Raw genomic sequence first — 18,338 nt, 5'->3', positions numbered from 1 at the left:
CTAGTTCAGGCCTTCGCTCAGTTCGCTGGAAGAGGGCGGGTTGGCCCCGGGTCGGTGGACGGTGATGGCTGCGGCCATGGAGGCCATCTGGCCGATTTGCTCGAGAACGGGGGGCGCCCAGCCGTCGGTGCCTCTGGTGAGGAGGCCGAGGATGAATGCGGCCATGTATGAGTCTCCGGCGCCGATGGTGTCCGCGACAACGGACTTTACGGCCGGGATGCTGATTTCTGTGTCGGCGGTCAGCAGCAGGGAACCTTCCCCGCCGCGGGTGACGGCGACCAGGCCGGCGCCCAGGTGGAGTATGCGGCGGCCGGTTTCTTCCGGTGTTTTGTGCGGATAGAGCCAGGCGGCGTCTTCGTCGCTGAGTTTGACGACGTTGGTCAGCGGCACGAGGTCTTCGAAGATGGTGAGGGCTTCGTGGTGGCTGCCGAGCAGGTCGGGCCGGATGTTCGGGTCGTAGGTGACGGTGCTGATACCTGCGCCGTGCTGCAGGATGGATTTGACCTGGGCCGCTCCGGGAGCGAGGAAGCTGGCGATGGATCCGGTGTGAAGGACCTTCGGTAGGTAGGTGGGCGTGACGGAGGCCAGTTGCCACGTGAGGTCGAACGAGTAGCTGGCGGACCCGTCGTTGGCCAGTGTTGCCGTGGCGGTGGAGGTGGCGGTCATGGACTGGGAGCCGGGCAGAAGCTCCACGCCTGCCCCGGTGAGGTGGGCGCGGATGGCGTTGCCGCGGTCATCCTGACCGATTGCGGTGAGAAATCCGGTCGACACATCCAGCCGGGCGAGTCCGTAGGCGACGTTGGCGGGCGAACCGCCCGGATGCTCGACCTCGCCGTTGCCGGAGAGGACGACATCGATGAGGGCTTCGCCGACAACAATCACATCGGGGGTGCCGGGGGCTGCAGCGGAGGGTTTCATGGGCTACTTTCGGGCTGTACGTCCGCCAGCATCGGGTCTGTGCGGGGTTCGTTCGGAGGAAAAGCGTTTGCTGACCAGTCCCCGGTGGCCACTCGGGTGTGGGCCGCCGGGTGAGTCGGCTTGCGGTGGCCGCCCTTCGCGGGGAGGGGCGGCCACCGCAAGGCTGCGGGGCTCAGTGGAGGACGCCGAATTTCTTGCGTGTCAGGTTGTTCAGGAGCGAGGCGCCGATGAGCAGCACGCCAAGAGCCAGCAGCTGGAACTGGGTGCCTTCGTTGCCGGCGAATGCCAGGAGGATGCCGGCGTTAAGCCAGACCACCAGGAGTGTGGCCAGCAGGATGCCCGAGACCCTGCCGATTCCTCCGGTGATGGCGACGCCGCCGAGTACGGCGATGGTGATTGCCGGCAGGGCCATGCCGTTGCCGGAAACACCGGCATCGGGGCGGGCGGAGGCGAACTGGGCGACAGCGACGATGGCGACCAGGCCGGAAATCAGCCCTGAGATGACGTAGGCGCTCATTCGGTTGGCGCGGGTGTCCACGCCGGCCCAGGCTGCGGCCACGTCGTTTGTGCCCAGGGCGAAGAGCCTGCGGCCGAAGGTGGTCCGGTTCAGGAGTACCCAGACCAGCGCCGCGGTGGGGATCAGGAAGGTGAAGATGCCCAGCGGGATGTTTGGCAGGTTTTGGCCGATGAGCGGGATCTCCACGGCTTGGGCCGCCGAGAAGAACTCCTGGATCTGGACGGTGCTGATGGGCTTTTGTCCGCTGATGATCAAAGCCAGGGACTTGAAGGCGTAGAACGTGGCGAGGGTGGCGATCAGCGGCGGGAACCCGATGTAGGCGACGAGGAATCCGTTGACCGCTCCGCAGAGGGCCCCGGCCGCGGCGGTGAGGAGGATGGAGACGAAGAGTCCCAGGTCCCAGACGCCGTAGGAGTAGCCGAAGACGATACCGCAGAGGGACACGATGGCCCCTACCGAGAGGTCGATGCCGCCGCGGCCGGAGAGGATGACCATGAGCTGGGCCAGGCCGAGCATGGCCAGCGGCACGGCGCTGATCAGTGCGGCAGCAAGGTAGTCCGCGTCGTAGGAACCGCTCAGTGCCCCGGCGCTGTTGAGCGAGACCATGACGGCCAGCACGATCACGGTCAGCAGGCCGAGCAGGGCGATGCGCTGTGTGAGCAGCATTTTCGCTGCCCTGTAACCGAAACCCCGTTTGCGCTGTGATGCGGCGTCGGGCTGTTTGAGTGCTGTGATGGTCATGGCTTCCTCCGGGAGCGTTCGCGGATGATGTCCGTTCCGACTGCTGCGATGATGGCCGCTCCGACGAAAAGGTCCGAGAGCTGGGACGGCCAGCCCAGCTGGGTGACACCCGAACTGACGGTCTGGACCAGGATGGCCCCGAGCAGGGTGCCCAGGACGGAGCCGCGGCCGCCGAGGATGGATGTTCCGCCGATGACGACGGCGGCGATGACTGCCAGTTCGCGGCCGACGCCGACGGACTGGTCAAGAGTGGATGTTCCCTGGGCGATGACGAAGCAAGCGGCCAGGCCGACGAGGGCTCCGGTGATCACGTAGGTCATGAGCACCAGGGGTTTGACGTTGATGCCGGCCAGTCGGGCGGCGTTCGCGTTACCGCCGATGGCAAAGAGGTGACGGCCGCTGGCTGCGTGCCGCAGGTACCACCAGGCGATGGCGACCACGATGAGGGTGATGGCGAAGCTGTGCGGGATGCCCAGGGTCCGGCCGGCTTCGCCGCGTCCGAAGACATCGAAGGTGCCGGGCACCCCGTTGACGGTGGAGGAGCCGAAGAGGCGCAGCCCGATGAACTGGAAGAGGTTCGCAGTGCCGAAGGTGATGATGATGGCGTGGATCTTGCCGTACGCGACGAGCAGGCCGTTGGCCAGGCCCAAGAGCGCCCCGACGCCGATGGAGAGCAGGAGTGCCGGGATCAGGGGGATGCCTGTTGCCACCATGGTCTGGGCCGTGATGACGGCCGAGACCATGATCGCCGCGCCGACGGAGACGTCGATACCTGCGGTGATGATGACGAAGGTCATTCCGACCCCGACGAGCGCGATCGGTGCCACGGCCACGAGCAGCGGAAGGATGGATCCGGGGGTCAGGAAGGCCGGCGTCAGGAAGCCCAGCAGGATCCACAGGACGGTGATGATGCCGATCAGGACGATTTCCTGTCCGGTAACCCGGCGGGGCAGCATTTTCCGCGGCGACGGGGTCCCGGCAGCGGCCGGGGTGCGTGATTGCAGATGGGTGCTCATGATGCTTTCCTTGTGGTGACGGCGCCGGAGGCTGCGGCGAGGATGTCGACCTGTGTCGCGTCCGGGCCGAATTCGGCGGCGATGCTGCCTTCCCTGACCACCAGGACGCGGTCGGAAATGCGCAGCACCTCGGCAAGGTCGGTGGTGACGACGAGAACGGCCGTGCCGGACGCGGCGAGCTGACCGATCAGACGGTGGATTTCTTCCTTGGCCCCGACGTCCACGCCTTGGGTGGGTTCTGCCAGGACCAGTAGCTTCGGTGTGGAGAGCAGCTGGCGGGCGATGACGACTTTTTGGGCGTTCCCGCCGGACATGGCGCTGATGGGCTGGTTTTCGTTGGGGGTTTTCACCCCCAGGCGCTTGATCAGGTCCAGGACGATGTCGCGTTCGCGGCGCTTGTTGACCCAGCCCTTGAGCGGGGAGAGTTTGGCCAGGTCGCCGATGGAGATGTTGAAGCCGATGCTTTGGAACGAAAATACGCCCTGGGCCGAGCGGTTGGCCGGCACCAGGGTGATGCCCCGCCGCCGGGCCGCTGCCGGGCCCTTGTTGACCATGGGTTTTCCCTGGTAGAGCATCCGCCCGCCGGTGGGCTGCTTCATGCCGTACACGGTTTCGGCGATTTCGGCCACGCCGGAGCCCAGCAGGCCGTAGAGTCCCAGGATCTCGCCGGGGCGGACCTGAAGGTTGATGCCGTTCAGGAGCTGTCCGAGGTCGATGTTGTGCAGTTCCAGCGTCGGGGCGACGTTGTGGAAGGACCGCGGCTCACGCTGTTCGGTGAGGATCCCGCCGACCATGAGCTCGGCGATCTTGGTGACGGTGAGGTCCTGGATGTCGTAGGTGTCCAGGGTTTGTCCGTCGCGCATGACCGTGACCGTGTCCGCGATCTCGAAGAGTTCATCGAGCCGGTGGGAGATGTAGATGACGGCGACTCCGCGCGCTGTCAGCCGGCGCACGATGGAGAACAGGACGCTGATTTCGGCGTCGGTGAGGATCGCGGAGGGTTCATCCAGGATCAGGATGCTGGCATCGCCCGCGACCGCCTTGGCGATGGAGACCTGTTGCTGCTGTGCGATGGACAGGTCCCCGACCGGGGCGGTTGCCAGTTTGTGGGGCAGGCCGATCATGTCCAGCAGCTCCTGGATCTGGGCGGCCTGGGCGGCCCAGTCGACCCGTACGCCGCGTTTGATTTCGCGGCCGACGAAGATGTTTTCGGTGATGCTCAGGTCGGGGAAGAGCTGCGGTTCCTGGTACACGGTCTGGACGCCGAGGCGGATGGCGTCGGTGGTTGAGGTGATGGTGACGGGCTTGCCGTCGAATTCGATGGTGCCGGTGTCGGGCTGTTCGGCGCCGGCAAGGATCTTGATCAGGGTGGATTTGCCGGCACCGTTTTCGCCGACCAGGGCATGCACGGTGCCCGGCTGGACCGTCAGGTCCGCCTGGCGGATGGCTCGCACGCCTCCGTAATTCTTGGAGATGCCGCGCATGGCGATGCGGGGCGTTGTTGGGTGTTCACTCACTTGGCGCCGTCCTGGGTCGGGATGTAGTCGGTGGCGGTGGGCCGGGCGGTGCCGTGGGGCACCGCCCGGACCGGGTCAGTACTTGTACTGGTCCACATTGTCTTTGGTGAAGACCAGCGGCGGGCCGAGCAGCTCCACCTTGGTCGCGGGGTCGTACTTGACGCCCTTGATGGTGGCGTTGACGTCGAAGGATGACTGCAGCTGCTTGCCGTCTGCCAGTTCCTTGCCGGTCCAAGCAGTCAGGTAGCCCAGGTTCTGCACGTCCCACAGCACTGCCGCGCTGGAGGAGCCGTCCTTGAGGTACGGTGCCATGGACATCGGGGTGCCGCCGCCGACGGTGAATACCTTGCCGATCTTGCCAGCGTCTTTCACGGCCTGGGCCACGCCCGGGGCCGCCGCGGAGCACAGTCCGACGATTCCCTTCAGGTTCGGGTGGGCGTTCATCAGGTCGGTCGCCATGGCAGCTGCCTTGGCCTGGTCCTCGCCGGCGTACACCAGGTCAACCAGTTCGGCCTGCGCGTGATTGGCCGCAACGTCCTTCTTGATCACGTCAATGTAGGCGTTCAGGTTCGCCGCCGTCTCGGAACAGGACACGATGGCGAATTCGCCACTGCCGCCCATGGCCTTCATGAGGCTCTCGCTCAGGGCCTTGCCGTGGTTCTGTTCGGTGGTCTGGTTCACGAACACTTCGCGCACCGAGTTGGGGGCGTCCGTGTCGGCCGTGGCGACCTTGATGCCGGCGTCCTGTGCCTGCTTCAGCAGCGGGGCCATCGAGTCCGGATCGTTCGGGGCCACGATGAGCGTGTCCACCTTCTGCTGAATGAAGGACCGGACGATGTCCGCCTGCGCGGCAGCGTCCGCGGTCGTCGGGCCCTGGTAGAGCCACTTGATACCGAGTTCCTCGGCAGCCTTCTTGCCTCCGGCGTTCATCGCCTCGAAGTAGGGAATGCCCTGGAGCTTGGGAACAAATGCGACCGTCGTCGTGCCGGTGTTGGCGCCCCCGGAGGCGCTGCCGGTCGCGTTCTTGTTGGTGCAGCCGGTCAGGGCAAGCGCTCCGACCGCGAGCACCGCAGCCGTCTGAAGCAGTCTTGTCTTCAACATGGTTATCTCCTTTGATAGGTACAGATGTTTGGGGGCGGCTGTGCCGCCGGCCCGGGGTGTTTTAGTGCAGTTCGATGGTCTTGATCGCGGTGAGCTTGTCACGGATGAAGGCATTCGCGTGCGCGCCCAGTTCCTCATTGTCGGCCCACAGGTTGCGCCAGATGCCGAGCATCCGGCTCAGATCCGGTGCCACGACGGCGGAGGAGAACGATTCGAAGACAACAGGTCCGTCATAGCCGATGCGGCCGAGGGCCTTGAAGAAAGTGTCGAAGTCGACGCTTCCCGTGCCGAGGTAACCGCGGTGACTTTCACCGATATGGACGTACCGCAGGGCCTCTGCGGTGTCCAGGATCGGGGAGAACATGTCCGATTCCTCAATGTTCATGTGGTAGGTGTCCAGGTGGATGCCCAGGTTCGGCCGGTTGAGCTCCTCCAGGTAGGCAAGGGCCTGACGTCCGGTGTTCAGTACGTTGGTTTCGTACCTGTTGACGACCTCCAGCGAGACATTGATCCCCAGATCCGCTGCCCGGTCGGCCACCCGCCCGACGGCTGCCTTGCTGTTGGCCAGCCCGGCAGCAGTTGCCGGCTCCAAGTACTTCTTCATGGCGCTGTAGATCACGCCGCAGAAATCCGTCGCTCCCAGTTCGGCCAGGACATCCACGGCGCGGTTGAGCAGCTCCTCCCCTGCCTTCACGACGGCGGGATCCTCGCTGCTGACGTCGGTGGCGTCCGAGAGTCCCAGCGATGCCGAGGCCGCCAGCCCATGTTCGGCCAGTGCGGACTTGGCCGTCTGCACATCGAAGGAGAACGGGTCCATGAGCGGGAACTCAACGAGGTCGAAACCGGCTTCCCTGGTTTTCTGGACGGAGTAGCGGATGCCTTCAGCGTCGAAGCGACCGGTCCAAACCAGGCCATGGCAACCAATTTTCATGGAAATTCCTAACTGACTGACGTAGTTGCAACGTTACATAAAGAGTACCTGTAACGTTGCAAGTTGTGATGGGAACAACGTTAGGGGGTTACTTGCAACGTGTCAAGTACTTTTTGGCACGTTGCAAGTGAGGCGTCTGTACTCCGCGGGAAACGCGGTGGTTTTGCTACTTGCAACGTGCCAAACGTTGCGACTAGCCTAGATGGAAACCAGTTCCGCCATTGAGGAGAGTTTGATGGGCACGAGCGTGAAAGATGTTGCCGCGTTGGCGGGTGTTTCCGCGTCCACGGTCTCTAATTACTTCAACCGTCCAGAACTGGTGGGCAGCGCAAACCGCAAACGCGTAGCTGACGCCATCGCCGAGCTGGGGTACGTACCCAATGAGTCGGCACGCCAGTTGCGAGCGGGCTCCAGCAAGACACTGGCCCTAATTCTCCTGGACGCCTGGCTGCCGTTTTTCAGCGACCTCTCCCGAGGTGTTGAGGATGCCGTCCGCGACCACGGTTGGTCCCTGTTTTTCAGTAACAGCAACCGGGATCCCGCGCGCGAACTGTCCAACCTGGACATGTTCGAAGCCCACCGGGTACAAGGTCTCGTGATCGTCCCCCAAGGCCTGATCAAGGAACGTTTGGAAAAGCTCCAGAACCGCGGGATTGAATGCGTGGTGGTTGGGCCGACCCAGGACTCGAACCAGATCTCTGCCGTCACCTTCGACGATGTCGGTGGTGGCAGGCTCGCGGGCGAACACTTACTGGAAATAGGCCGTCGACGTCTTGCCTTCCTGGGAAATCCTCACAACGTTGTGCAGTCGGCGGACCGCCTGGCAGGCATGACGCAGGCCGTGGAGGCATCCGGCACCGACACAACAGTCATGACAATCACAGTTAAGAACCTCACCGTCGAAGACGGGATCGAGGCGGCTGAACAGATTCTGTCCATGCCCGAAGCCGAACGACCGGATGCAATTTTCGCAGCAAACGACATGGTGGCAGTCGGCGCATTGAACGTTTTCCTGCGGGCCGGGATCAGCATTCCCGAGGACATTGCGGTCGTTGGCTATGACGACGTTCAGTACGCACGCCAAGCTGCAGTGCCACTAACGACGGTGCGCCAACCCGCCTACGAGATGGGACGAGCCGCCGGCCAGCAGCTCTTGGAGCAAATCGAGCGGCCCGGCAACCGGGAAGTTCAGAACAGACTCTTCGGAGCTCACCTCGTCGTGCGCGATTCCACAATAGGCCATGTACCAGCTCGTACAGAGTCGGACCAGACCTCCCACGCTGCATCCAGAACATTCGAGGAGAACCCGGCGCTGCCTGCCTGAGGAGACACTTTCATCTCCCGCGCCCTTGCACGACGCTGGCCTTCAGACTCCCGTCAGCTGAACTACACCCCAATCTGACGTCAGGGCCGTTAGCCGAAGGCCGTCAGAGCTGAGTCCAAATTCTTCTTTCTGACGCTTATGGGCCGTCGAAGGGCAGACTCAGAGAGGCATGTACAGAGGCCGCGCGGCCGAGTTTTGACATGTATGACGGATCAACCAAACCAGGACAGCCCGGAAGAAAGTCCGGATCCCACAGACCTGGACTCTGTCGACGGATCGGACGCCACTGCCGCAGATACCCCCCGGAGACGTTCCGCTGACAGAAACGTCCAACGACACCGGACGGTCTGGGCCGAAAAATCATGTCGCCTGAAACAGAGAACCTCATGAAGTGCTGACGCAGAACCATGAGGAAGCGACCAAAATGCAGGCTCAAAACGCCCGTGCACAAGAGTGTGCACAATGTGCACACCCCCTTTGGCCGGACAAAAACGCGATGAGCGGACTCTGCTGGCTGGCAGAAAGCCGCTATCCAAGGATGATCCTCGAAGAAAATTCGGCTTGGTCATGTCGTCACCACAACTCTTGGTCATGAATGAGTGACGGCCAACAACTGGCCACCGGAAACAGCATGAAAGGACGACGCATCACCCTGGATTCCAGCAGGCGGAGGGCCCACAGGCCAGGACTCTGACCCCGCCACCCACACAACCGAACAGGCGACCGCGGCGCCAGGTGCAAATCGCGGACAGTGTCAGAGGGACCCGCGGAGGGTCAATGTCCACACATTAAAAGCAAAAACCCCTCTGACGAGGGGTAATGCGTGCCCAAGGTGGGACTCGAACCGGACTCCAGCCCCCGCATACACTGGGAACTCCCGGAAACATCGCCAATCCAAGCCATTCCGGTACCGGTATGGCCGGGTCCGAAGGCAAATGTGTGCACAATGTGCACACCTCCATTTTGCCCACTTCTCTGCCTCATGCAGTCGACCAGCCCGTTGATTCAGAACTGCTCCCGCGCGTTCTCTCATCTCGCCCTCCCCCGGGCCGCTGGTTCGCTAGGACAACGACACCGCCGAATGGCAACTCCACTACTCGGACCGCCTTTGTCTCGCCAGTCTGCCTTGCAATCCGCAGGACGCGAGACAGCTCATGCACTGACTACGCGCGGCACAGACCGAGCTACGCGAAGGGCATTCGCATTGTGGCAACCGCGCAGGTCCCCTTTCCAGCAGGATTAATCATATGGATGAGATCTCCTTGGCTGCTTTTGCAGAACGCCTTCTGGTCCGCCAAGCTGGTTTTGGGAAGGATCTCAATCGAGCCTGCGCCCTCACCCGTGTCCGATACGCGGATGGTCAGCTGGTGCGTGGTTCGCTTCGCGTCGCTAAAGGCGGCTTCAACAATGACAGTCAAGCCAGGGTCGTTTGCAGAACGCAGCGCGTTATCGACAAGGTCGTCTATCAGCTTTGCCACGTGTTCCACGTACGCGGCTGCGACTGTTTCCTGCAATTGGGGTCCCAAGAACGACACGTTTCCTTGCCAGCTCTGCCATCTGCCGGTGCCATGGCAGCGGTCAAAGATCTCTTTGACGGTCAGCGCTTTCATCCGCTCCGTTGGATAGGCCAGGCGGTGCACCATCGGGAACAGTTCCTCAAGTACCTTCCGGGTTTCGGGGTGAGTGGCCACGGCTATCCGGGTTCGGATGTCTTTCTTGATGTCATGGACGCGGGCGATGGCCATGTTGTGCCGGTACTCGCCGTAGCTTCTGGCGAGATCAAGATAGGCGAACACACCGCAACTGAGAACGACGTGGTAGACCCAAGTGGTCAAATAGGGTGTGAGCATGAATGCCGCCAACAGCCAATCGAACCCCAGCGGAGCATAACCAACAGGCTGGAAGCTCAAGCTCAGCAAGAGCAAAACAGAAAAACCGGCGGGCGCGATCCACCGGACAGGGGTCCACAGAGGACCTGCGCGCCGATCAGGGTGCAGGTTGTAATAGCCGGTATCAATGGTGGGTTGAATGGCGACGGTCCAGATCCAGGCCGTGAGCGCCAAAACCACGGGATACGGCGCACCATCGGCGTAACTCTTACCCAGCCACGCCACGAGCACGAGGCCTGTCAGAGGAGCGACACCGATTTCGAGGATGCCGGAGATGTTGAGCGACGGTCTATCTTCCTGACGGTCGTAATGCCGCCCGATCCAACCAAGCAGTCCACTCTTGTGCGTCAGTGACTTTCTGGTCGAACTTGACCACGCAAGGAGGCTCAATAGAAGGCCGGCATAGAACGGCGCTAGCAGTAGCACGGCTATTGGCCAGAAGATGATCTGAAGGAGGCTCAGGGTCAAGGCCGCCAGAGCGATGACCCTCACGGCGGCACCGGCACCCTGGAGAACCCGAACGGCCGAACTCGCTGTCACGAGAAGGTAGTTGTATGCGGAGTCGACCAGCTGTGTTTCAGGATCGGGGGTGGCAGGCATGCGTGACTGGCGCGAGACTGCAGAAACGTCCTCAAGAAAACCCTTGAGCACTTTCCAGCCCGATCCCTCATTCCTCATGCCAAATCCGTTCCTTCTTCTTCTTTTTGAACTCTGTGATGACGAAGGGGTCATTCAGGAATACGTGCTGCATAGCCATAAACCGGTGCATTGCTACGTGAACCGCTTTTGATTCCGGATCGAATTCAAGGCCTCCGTTTCCGATGATCCCAGCTTTCCTGACCTCCGCGATAAAGGTGGCAAACGGTTCTTTGTGCTCAGAGATGAATTTCCCAACAGTTCTGGCGCTCAGGCTGCATAGTGTGGCGGCAGCAACCCTGGAATCGGTCACTGCCAGCGCCCGCAGAATGGGGAAGGAGGACTCTTGTTTGAACATGGCTCGAAACGCGTTCCTTGCCTCCGGCTTCCGGAAAGCATCCGCCACGGGAAAGCTCCGTTTGCCTTCAAGTATCTGCTCGATGGTGGGGCTAAGATCCGAGATTCGGGGTATGAGTGTGATCACGTCCTCGAACCAAGAGAACGCGGCGAAGGCGATTAGCGCACGCTTGGCATCTTCACTGACATCACTGTGGAGAACGATCCTCGTGCTTACCCCCTGCTTCCTGGCCGCCTTGGAGAGCAAATCGATCGCTCCCAGTGATCCGTAGGGAGTTGATGTATCGACGTCGTATAGTCCTAGGTCGAGAATAGCCAGATCGAAGATACGGCCACCTTCGAGAAGTTCTTCGACCATGTCCACCGACTGGCATTGAGTGGTCTCTACGATGTATCCCTGTTCTTCCAGGATTTGTCGTGTCCGTAGGGCAACACCCAGGGCAGTGTTGACTTGATCATCGACGATAAGAACGTCGACGTTTTTCATGGCCTGATTCATTTCTGGTTTCCCCTTCGAGTGAAAGCGTGAATCGCCCTGAGGCTAAGACGGCCGCCATCACGGCGGACCCGTTCATCTTCCTCGCGCAGTAGGGCGTGAGCCCGCAACGTCAACGACGTGTCTGCCCATGGCTCCGGCTCCGTCCTCAGCCGACGCCAGTTGAACGGGTTGTGGCTAAGTCTGAGATGGCTGCCGTCAACCTTCAGCCACCATAGCCACCACGCTGCAGAAAAAGCCCAGAGGACTGCTGGGCCCGCCGAGACCGGCCATGCCCTTGCACATAGTGCAGCGGATGAGCCCATCATCGTCCCTAGTACTGGAAAGACCGCGAACTGATGGAAGAGCTTACTCGGTGAGAAGAATTGGGAGCGGCTGTAGTACTCCTGTCTGCTCTCCCCCACCATTTGCCTGGCTCCTGCGGCTACTCCCAGGGCGAGTGAGGCGGAGGTCCATCCCGGCGGCACCGCGGCCCGCCCCCCGGACAGACGCATGGCCCACCAGCCTGCCAGGGCGGCCATCGCTAAGCCGGGATCGCCAAGCGTGACGGCGTAGTTGTAGTCGCGAAAGCGCATCCGCCGTCCTTCGACGAACCAGGCGACTGACATTAAACCCACGGGAGTCGCCAATAGTGTGATGGCAGGTGCGACGAACGGGCCGCATCGGTAGGCTCGCCCAACCGTCTCGTCGATACCGTCCCGCAGTTCCCTCATGCTGAGTTTCATTGTTATGGCCCTTCGCCTAGTGCATCGGCACCAGTCTTTCGAACCTCGTCTGCTGTCAGCTAGAGACAAGTAGCCACAAAACCATGAGTGGCGCCTGCGGGCCAGAGCTTCAGGGTCCCGGCCACAGTGGCCACTTGTCTCTAGTTTCGGGATCTCAGACAAACAAGCATGGACATCGGGACGCCACAGCGGCGTACAAGTCCGGGCCCTCTAGAAGGAGACACCATGAAATTGAGAGTATTTAGGACTTTCAGGAACTGCCTCTTGACGGTAATGCTGGCCGTATCCTTGCTCGCAACGGGGTGTTCAGTGCAGGCGGCAGGAGAGGTCGGCCAGTTGCAGCAGCTGGCTAAGAGCTGCCCCGAGGGTTCGACACGGGCTTCTTACGCAAGCCTCGATGTCAGTGGCAGCACACCGCAGGACGATATTAAGAAGGACCGTGAACAGGCTCTCCGGGATATCGTCACGCGGACGGCTGTGTGCGAAGGACACCTGCGTGTGGACGCCTTTACCGGCAGCTCGGCCGCCGGCGGCGTCCTCTACGACAGTGCTTTCGAACTCGCGGGAGCGACTGAAATCGCCAAGATGCGCACCGTTTCCAAGGTCGTCGACGAGGCTATGGCGACCATCGACGAGAGTCTCGCCGCGGCGGCGACGCAGCTCGCGGCCACCACGGGAAGCGACATAACTTCCCAGTTCCGCCGCGCCGCCGAATACGGGACCCAGATGGCTGAACACGAGCCCATTCTGCTCACTGTTGACCTGATGAGCGACGGGGCTCAAAACGTCGGCGTCGTGCTCGAAAGTTCGCTCACGACCGACGAGGCCCTGGAACTGGCAAAGAAGCCCTCTGTGGTTGAGCTCCCGAAGGACACGGTCGTCAAGGTGTCGGGGCTGGGCAAGACCACGAACCCCAAGCCGAGCAGCAGTTACGTCGAAGCACTCAAGGTCTTCTACGAGGCGTACTGCACCCGCACCGGCGCCGCTCGATGCTCCGCCGTCACCGAATACACCGCAGGGAGCTGACCGACATGACAATCTTCACGAAATCCAGGAAACCGAAGAATTCGAGATCCCGTCCGAAGGCCATGAAACCGGGCTCGTCTGTTTCCTACGACGATGCGACGGAGGAGATCGTCGGCCACGCCCAAAGCATCAACCTGCTACCGGTTGATGCAGCCACGGCTGCCGCCCGCCCGGACACGATCAGCGACGGTTACCACGAACGCGAGTTTGACGCCCTCGGCAAGGAACAAAATCCCCTGTGGGCTGCCGCCGGCGAGGAACTGGGCCGAGGCTTCAGATCCGAGATGGCAGGACTCAAAGACCGCTACGACGTCATCGTGCACCTGATCACAGTACAAAAGGAGATCGTTGCCGCTGCCGTTAAGAACGTTGCCAATCACAACGAGGTCCTTCAAGGCCGTACGCGCCGGGAAAATAAGGCCAAGTTCTTCTACATTCTGCTCTGGGTAGTCTTTCTCGGCGGCGACATCGCGGGGATCGGCGGTGCTTCCATCCTTCGCGGAGAGATCCCCGAACTGGCGCTGCTCCAGGCCGCCTCAGCGGGAGCGGCAACCGTCACCGCAGGGCTCGTGGGCCGCGACATCCGGGACGCACGGCTGGCACGCCGACGTGCTCTCGACCCGGCGCAGCTGACACCCGAGCAGCAGAAATTTGCCTGGATCTTCAGCGGCCCTGACGAAGGCGAGAAGCTGACCAAGATTATGTGCTGGGTCGGTGCGACCGTGGCTGTTCTCATAGCCGGTGGGATCGGGGCTCTCAGGGCAGACGGCGACAGCCCTCTGGCCGCAATCGTTTATGGCAGCTTTGCCGGGGGAATCGCCCTCGCCAGCGCCATCAACTCCTACTTCTACGCGGATGAGGTAGCCGATCTGCTGGAACGAGCAGACGGCAACCTCGAGAAGGCCGTAAAGAGGCTCCAAGAGCTTGCGGGCAATCCCGTCCTGCGCGAATATGCCGAAGCAAAATCTGCTGCGGAATCAATTGAGAAGGAGTGCAAGCACCGCGGCATTGCCGGAGGGCTTCGGCTCGAAGCACTCAAGCATGGAGTCTCCCGGAACAACCCCGCCGTTTTTGGCCATGGGCCCGCACTTACTCCACAGCCAGCGCCAACGACGCCCGGTCCTTTCCAAGAACCGGATTTTGCGATCTTCGAGGCAGAACTTGACGACAAAGGAACTGAGAGCGGGTCCGAATCGTGACCGGCGGCATCCTCGGCGGCCGGCTCTCCCCGTCACGGGTTCTGGGCTACGGATGGGTAAGCGGTCAGGCCCCGTCGCCTGCACTCAACATCATGCTCGGGCACCCAGGAACATGCCCTGAGGAGCCGACTCTGCACATCTGCCTCTTCGATGACTCGGGTTCAATGCTAGGCGGCGCTGACTCAAGCGGACTGCGCTACGCCGAGGCCGCACTCGTATTCGAAAGAATCATGAGGCGTTGCCGCTGCGACCGGGAGCTGGTGGCGATTCTGCACATGAACCAGCCAACTTCAGCGGACCGGCCCGCACTTTCCTTGAATCGAAAGTCGGGGGCCGACATCGCCGGGGGGCTTGCTGTCCCGCCTGACGGCGATGGTGCCAGCACGATGGGCGCAACATTGGAACGAGCCAGGCAGATCGCCGAAGCGCACCCGCGCTACGCTGCATCTCTGGTTGCCTTCTCCGACTACGAACTAACCGACAACATTCACGATCTCGTTCTCGGCATGAAAGCCTTTCCAGGGGCGGTGCACGCCGTGGTCCTCCGGTCCCAGCCACCGGAGGAGCTCCTTGCCGCACAGGGCCTCAGCGTCACCCACATCGCCAGCGGCGAGGCGCCCGGAGCCGTCGCCCGCGCGTTGTTCTCCTCCGTTACCAAGGACCGCCCCGGGGCCCGTCCGGTCCCGCAGAAATCAGCAGCCAGACCTAACGCCGCTTTTAAGACATCCCGAACGAAGACAGCCATGACGTAGGAGGCATCATGTCACTGAAGAAGAACCTCGCAATCACGCTCGGTACCGTCGGGGTAATCACCGGAACCCTGTGGATGGCCGAACCCCACCTGACCCAAAATAAGAACACGCTCGACCAAGTTCAACAGGACACCTCGGAACGCAAGGAGGGCGACCTTTCGGACGCGAATGACATGTCCAAGGATCGGTACCGCGATGAAGCCAACGATCTGGTCGACGCCGAGAACGATCGCAAGAACACCCCCGGTGAGATCCGCCCCAAGATCAGACTGCGCCTTCCGTGAGCTGGTTCAGCACTTCGCCCGAGCCCGGCGACCTCGTTGCCGCCGCCCGAGACCTTCCGCTGTCCCTGACCGAACACCTGACAGGGGCGGTCGGCGTTGCCCGCGGGACGCGCGGCCTAGTCCGTACGGCCACCCCGGGACGCCTCGGGATCGCCTTCGACACCGGCTACGGAACCACTCTTGTACATGTTCGGACTACGGATGTGAGCCTGGTCCGCCGCGGAATAGACGAATCGCGCTTCCACTCCCGGGCGGCTCTGAAAGCGTCAATCCGTGTCGGAGCGCTCATCGCTATCACCGCCCCACTCCTGTGGTTCACGATCGTGTACTGGATGCAATCGGGCAGTCTCGAAGGACTCCCTCAAGCAATAGCGATTTCGGCACTTGAAAGCGCGCTTGAATTGCCCGACCTGTTCCTAGCACATCCGATCCAAACCCTTTGCTGGCTCGCACTCAGCGCGCTGATAGGTCGAATTGCCTTTGGTCCAAACAAAGCGAGAAAGCGATAAGAGACTGTCCTCCAAGGCCTGGCTGGTTCCTAACCTCGATCTTTCATGAGGCGGGGTTTCTGATGGATCAGGGCTGACCGTCTGCCTGACGGTTCTGATTGTGGCATTTGGGTGTCACATTTCGACTTCTCTGGAAGAAGCCAGCAGGACAGCTCGTTCCACCACCTGGAGTCGGCGACCCAACTCGGCGTATGCCTTGCCGGCACGTGTGGCAGCGAGGAGCCAGAATATTTGAGCTCATCGTAATGCAAGCGGGAAGTAGCTTCTGTTGGCTGATCAGCACAGATGGAGTAGTAGTCGTCGAGATCCCACGGCTCCATTGGATCTACCGCAGCAATCACACCCTGGTTCTCTTCCCAAGCTAGCGCAGCCGCAGGTGACGTTGTCTGTAGGTCTCGTAGGTAACTCGGGGCATTTCATGACGGCTCTACTTTCTGACGAAAGAACGCCATGAATTAGAGAAATATACGAGTGTGAGCAGAATCGGGCGTACCTACGCGTGCTCTTTTGCGGCCATAACAGGGCAAAATGAAACGTCCGATCGGCTGTCGCGTCACCCGTCGGGTCGTTATTTCTGGGCAATCTTTCCTGAGCGTATTTTTTGCACCGGAACATTAATGCGTCATGCCGCCCCACTCCCCACCTCCATGAACCACCAGAGGCAAATCCGCTATTTGTCATTCTGATCCCCATCATCCCTGGGCGGGTCCTCCACGCAACCAGGGCGCTCCGCGCCGCTCACGATCCAAAGTTTGGTTCGGCGCTCCTCCGTCGCTTATTTCCTCACGAAACTTTGAACCGTTCCCGGTTCCCCAAGTTGCACTCCGGACCCTGAAACCCAGCGGTGACTCCGCTATCAGAACGACGCCGAACTCTGACAGGCACACTCGGTGCCCGCAGCAACCCGCTACTTCGTCTGCTGCGACGCCAGTGCCACCAGCGTGCTCGTAGCCGTGTTGAGCGGAATGACCGTAGGTGACGGGCTGCGACGGAGGCCAAGATTCGCGCGCTCGTCGAGAAAGCGGTTGCCTAACACGGACCTGTGCAACAAAGTGCGTGCCGGCCATGTTCGGGACGAACAGGCACCGGCGTTGGCCGTGGAGAGCTTTGGCGGCTTCCGCGCAGCAGTGTCCTCCGCCTTTGGCGATCCGCCACAGATCACCCTAAAAGGCTCCCGCCGAAGGTGCCGCCTACTAGCAAGGCTGCGGTTCGGCCAGCACACAAGTCGGCAATCGCTCACCACTTCCTCCTAGGCGCCCGAGTGACCCCAAGAATTCGGTAGGACACTGACGCCTTCACCTGGGTGTCTATTCGATTTCCCCTATGCTAGGCGGGTGATCTTAGACTTCTGGAACTCCATGCCAAGCGAGCTCAGGACTGCTAGCCTAGTGGTCACTGGAACCCTGACCGCGGCAACTATCGCCGGAATTGTGGCGCTCGTCGTTGAAAGTAAGCGTCGTGCATGGGAACGGGCCGCCTCAGTGAGGATGGCAGCACAAGAATTGGCGCTTGCCATGCAAAACCTTTACGTTTCCGCCTATTCTCTAGCGATGGACAGTGTGTTTGGTGAAGAGGAGGAAGCAACGAAAACCTTCCTCCCTCCTGGAGTATCCCCCCGCAGATACTTCTGGCAGTGCCAGGCAGAAGCAACTAAGGCAGTTGTAGCAATGATGTCATCGGGAGAACGAAAGATGGCTGATGCTGGCAGCCGAGCACAAATGGCCCTTCGAGATTTCAATAGCATCTATGCGGTAAAACTTCTAAACGGGTTAGAAGTCGATGTGAACGAGCTTGAAGAACACGAAGACATCATGATGCATCCAGCAAATGTCATTCTCAACATGGTAGAACCAAGACGATTTCACCGATCTTTCATTTTTCGGCGATGGAACCGCGCAGAAAGGCGCCACCAAGTTTATAGGAATTCGAAAGTTTTTCAATCGTAACCTTATTCCAATGCATTTCTAATTTGAAGAACCTTGGTAATCAGAAGGCACGAGGAGCACGGACTCACTAGTTGCCGAGCGCGCAGGACGCAACTGAAGCCAACCTGGGCTCTTCAAGATTGGGACTGCCCCTGGTTTTGTGACCCTTCGTATTTAGTGGCTTAGCGCCGCAGTCGCGCCGTGGTTTGAGAAAGTACCCCGTTCCCTCGCTCCCGGCTCTGGGCAGTCCATGGCTGGGGGCGCCTTATGAAGGTGTCTGCCGCGGTGGATGCCGGTCCGTCTGTGGTGCTGTGGTTGAGCCTGTCGGCTGGCGTGGCGCGGAGGGCTTCCACGGGAACCGATTCCTCTACGTCTGTCAAGCGTTGCTCATCGCTGCAGCTGCGGCATGGAGCACCCGGAAAACGGGCCCCTCTGATGAGGGGTACGACCCGATCCGAAGCCCAGGGTGTGCACA

14 protein-coding genes are annotated in these 18,338 nt (G+C 61.2%); 6 read left to right on the top strand and 8 right to left on the bottom strand.

Features of this window, described 5'->3' with window-relative positions; genetic code table 11:
• The 6 genes from NFC73_RS11415 to NFC73_RS11390 form a co-directional block, all read right to left on the bottom strand.
• Complete coding sequence (locus tag NFC73_RS11415) at positions 1-918, bottom strand: carbohydrate kinase family protein (RefSeq protein WP_254750247.1); 918 nt, start codon at positions 916-918, stop codon at positions 1-3.
• Positions 919-1,090: 172 nt separating this feature from the next.
• A complete protein-coding gene (locus NFC73_RS11410; protein ID WP_254750245.1) occupies positions 1,091-2,176 on the bottom strand; it encodes an ABC transporter permease in 1,086 nt (361 codons plus the stop codon).
• Positions 2,173-3,192, bottom strand: a complete 1,020-nt coding sequence (locus NFC73_RS11405) for an ABC transporter permease (protein ID WP_254750243.1) — start codon at positions 3,190-3,192, stop codon at positions 2,173-2,175. The genes NFC73_RS11410 and NFC73_RS11405 overlap by 4 nt, the downstream gene beginning before the upstream one ends.
• Entirely contained in the window at positions 3,189-4,709 is a 1,521-nt protein-coding gene (locus NFC73_RS11400) for a sugar ABC transporter ATP-binding protein (protein ID WP_254750241.1), read from the bottom strand. Before NFC73_RS11400 ends, NFC73_RS11405 begins: the two co-directional genes overlap by 4 nt.
• Before the next feature lie 75 nt (positions 4,710-4,784).
• On the bottom strand, positions 4,785-5,810 hold the full coding sequence (locus tag NFC73_RS11395; RefSeq protein ID WP_254750239.1) for an autoinducer 2 ABC transporter substrate-binding protein: 1,026 nt from the start codon (positions 5,808-5,810) through the stop codon (positions 4,785-4,787).
• Positions 5,811-5,871: 61 nt separating this feature from the next.
• Positions 5,872-6,741, bottom strand: coding sequence for a sugar phosphate isomerase/epimerase family protein (locus NFC73_RS11390; RefSeq protein WP_254750237.1), 870 nt, complete (start codon positions 6,739-6,741; stop codon positions 5,872-5,874).
• 202 nt (positions 6,742-6,943) lie between these two features.
• Between NFC73_RS11390 and NFC73_RS11385 the strand changes: the two genes are divergently transcribed.
• Complete coding sequence (locus tag NFC73_RS11385; protein ID WP_254750235.1) at positions 6,944-8,065, top strand: LacI family DNA-binding transcriptional regulator; 1,122 nt, start codon at positions 6,944-6,946, stop codon at positions 8,063-8,065.
• Between the two features lie 1,184 nt (positions 8,066-9,249).
• Here NFC73_RS11385 and NFC73_RS11380 read toward each other — a convergent pair.
• Positions 9,250-10,632, bottom strand: a complete 1,383-nt coding sequence (locus NFC73_RS11380) for an ATP-binding protein (protein WP_254750233.1) — start codon at positions 10,630-10,632, stop codon at positions 9,250-9,252.
• A complete protein-coding gene (locus tag NFC73_RS11375) occupies positions 10,622-11,434 on the bottom strand; it encodes a DNA-binding transcriptional response regulator (protein WP_254750231.1) in 813 nt (270 codons plus the stop codon). Before NFC73_RS11375 ends, NFC73_RS11380 begins: the two co-directional genes overlap by 11 nt.
• 959 nt (positions 11,435-12,393) lie before the next feature.
• Between NFC73_RS11375 and NFC73_RS11370 the strand changes: the two genes are divergently transcribed.
• The 5 genes from NFC73_RS11370 (at position 12,394) to NFC73_RS11350 (ending at position 17,884) form a co-directional block, all read left to right on the top strand.
• Positions 12,394-13,194 carry a hypothetical protein gene (locus NFC73_RS11370; protein WP_254750229.1) on the top strand — a complete coding sequence of 267 codons (801 nt, stop codon included), beginning with the start codon at positions 12,394-12,396 and terminating at the stop codon, positions 13,192-13,194.
• A 5-nt stretch (positions 13,195-13,199) separates the two neighbouring features.
• Entirely contained in the window at positions 13,200-14,393 is a 1,194-nt protein-coding gene (locus NFC73_RS11365; protein WP_254750227.1) for a hypothetical protein, read from the top strand.
• 275 nt (positions 14,394-14,668) lie between these two features.
• Positions 14,669-15,145, top strand: a complete 477-nt coding sequence (locus NFC73_RS11360) for a hypothetical protein (protein ID WP_254750225.1) — start codon at positions 14,669-14,671, stop codon at positions 15,143-15,145.
• A gap of 8 nt (positions 15,146-15,153) precedes the next feature.
• A complete protein-coding gene (locus tag NFC73_RS11355) occupies positions 15,154-15,429 on the top strand; it encodes a hypothetical protein (protein ID WP_254750223.1) in 276 nt (91 codons plus the stop codon).
• A 1,897-nt stretch (positions 15,430-17,326) separates the two neighbouring features.
• Positions 17,327-17,884, top strand: a complete 558-nt coding sequence (locus tag NFC73_RS11350; protein ID WP_254750221.1) for a hypothetical protein — start codon at positions 17,327-17,329, stop codon at positions 17,882-17,884.
• Positions 17,885-18,338: the final 454 nt, after the last annotated feature.

This window comes from Pseudarthrobacter humi (assembly GCF_024294965.1).
In the GTDB taxonomy this organism is placed as follows: domain Bacteria; phylum Actinomycetota; class Actinomycetes; order Actinomycetales; family Micrococcaceae; genus Arthrobacter; species Arthrobacter humi.
This window is presented reverse-complemented; position numbering and strand designations above follow the sequence as displayed.

Excerpts from the sequence above, each read along its gene's own strand:
- NFC73_RS11415 (WP_254750247.1), bottom strand. The coding sequence starts at position 918 with ATGAAACCCTCCGCTGCAGCCCCCGGCACCCCCGATGTGATTGTTGTC.
- NFC73_RS11410 (WP_254750245.1), bottom strand. The coding sequence starts at position 2,176 with ATGACCATCACAGCACTCAAACAGCCCGACGCCGCATCACAGCGCAAA.
- NFC73_RS11405 (WP_254750243.1), bottom strand. The coding sequence starts at position 3,192 with ATGAGCACCCATCTGCAATCACGCACCCCGGCCGCTGCCGGGACCCCG.
- NFC73_RS11395 (WP_254750239.1), bottom strand. The coding sequence starts at position 5,810 with ATGTTGAAGACAAGACTGCTTCAGACGGCTGCGGTGCTCGCGGTCGGA.
- NFC73_RS11390 (WP_254750237.1), bottom strand. The coding sequence starts at position 6,741 with ATGAAAATTGGTTGCCATGGCCTGGTTTGGACCGGTCGCTTCGACGCT.
- NFC73_RS11385 (WP_254750235.1), top strand. The coding sequence starts at position 6,944 with ATGGAAACCAGTTCCGCCATTGAGGAGAGTTTGATGGGCACGAGCGTG.
- NFC73_RS11380 (WP_254750233.1), bottom strand. The coding sequence starts at position 10,632 with ATGAGGAATGAGGGATCGGGCTGGAAAGTGCTCAAGGGTTTTCTTGAG.
- NFC73_RS11375 (WP_254750231.1), bottom strand. The coding sequence starts at position 11,434 with ATGAAAAACGTCGACGTTCTTATCGTCGATGATCAAGTCAACACTGCC.
- NFC73_RS11370 (WP_254750229.1), top strand. The coding sequence starts at position 12,394 with ATGAAATTGAGAGTATTTAGGACTTTCAGGAACTGCCTCTTGACGGTA.
- NFC73_RS11365 (WP_254750227.1), top strand. The coding sequence starts at position 13,200 with ATGACAATCTTCACGAAATCCAGGAAACCGAAGAATTCGAGATCCCGT.
- NFC73_RS11360 (WP_254750225.1), top strand. The coding sequence starts at position 14,669 with ATGAACCAGCCAACTTCAGCGGACCGGCCCGCACTTTCCTTGAATCGA.
- NFC73_RS11355 (WP_254750223.1), top strand. The coding sequence starts at position 15,154 with ATGTCACTGAAGAAGAACCTCGCAATCACGCTCGGTACCGTCGGGGTA.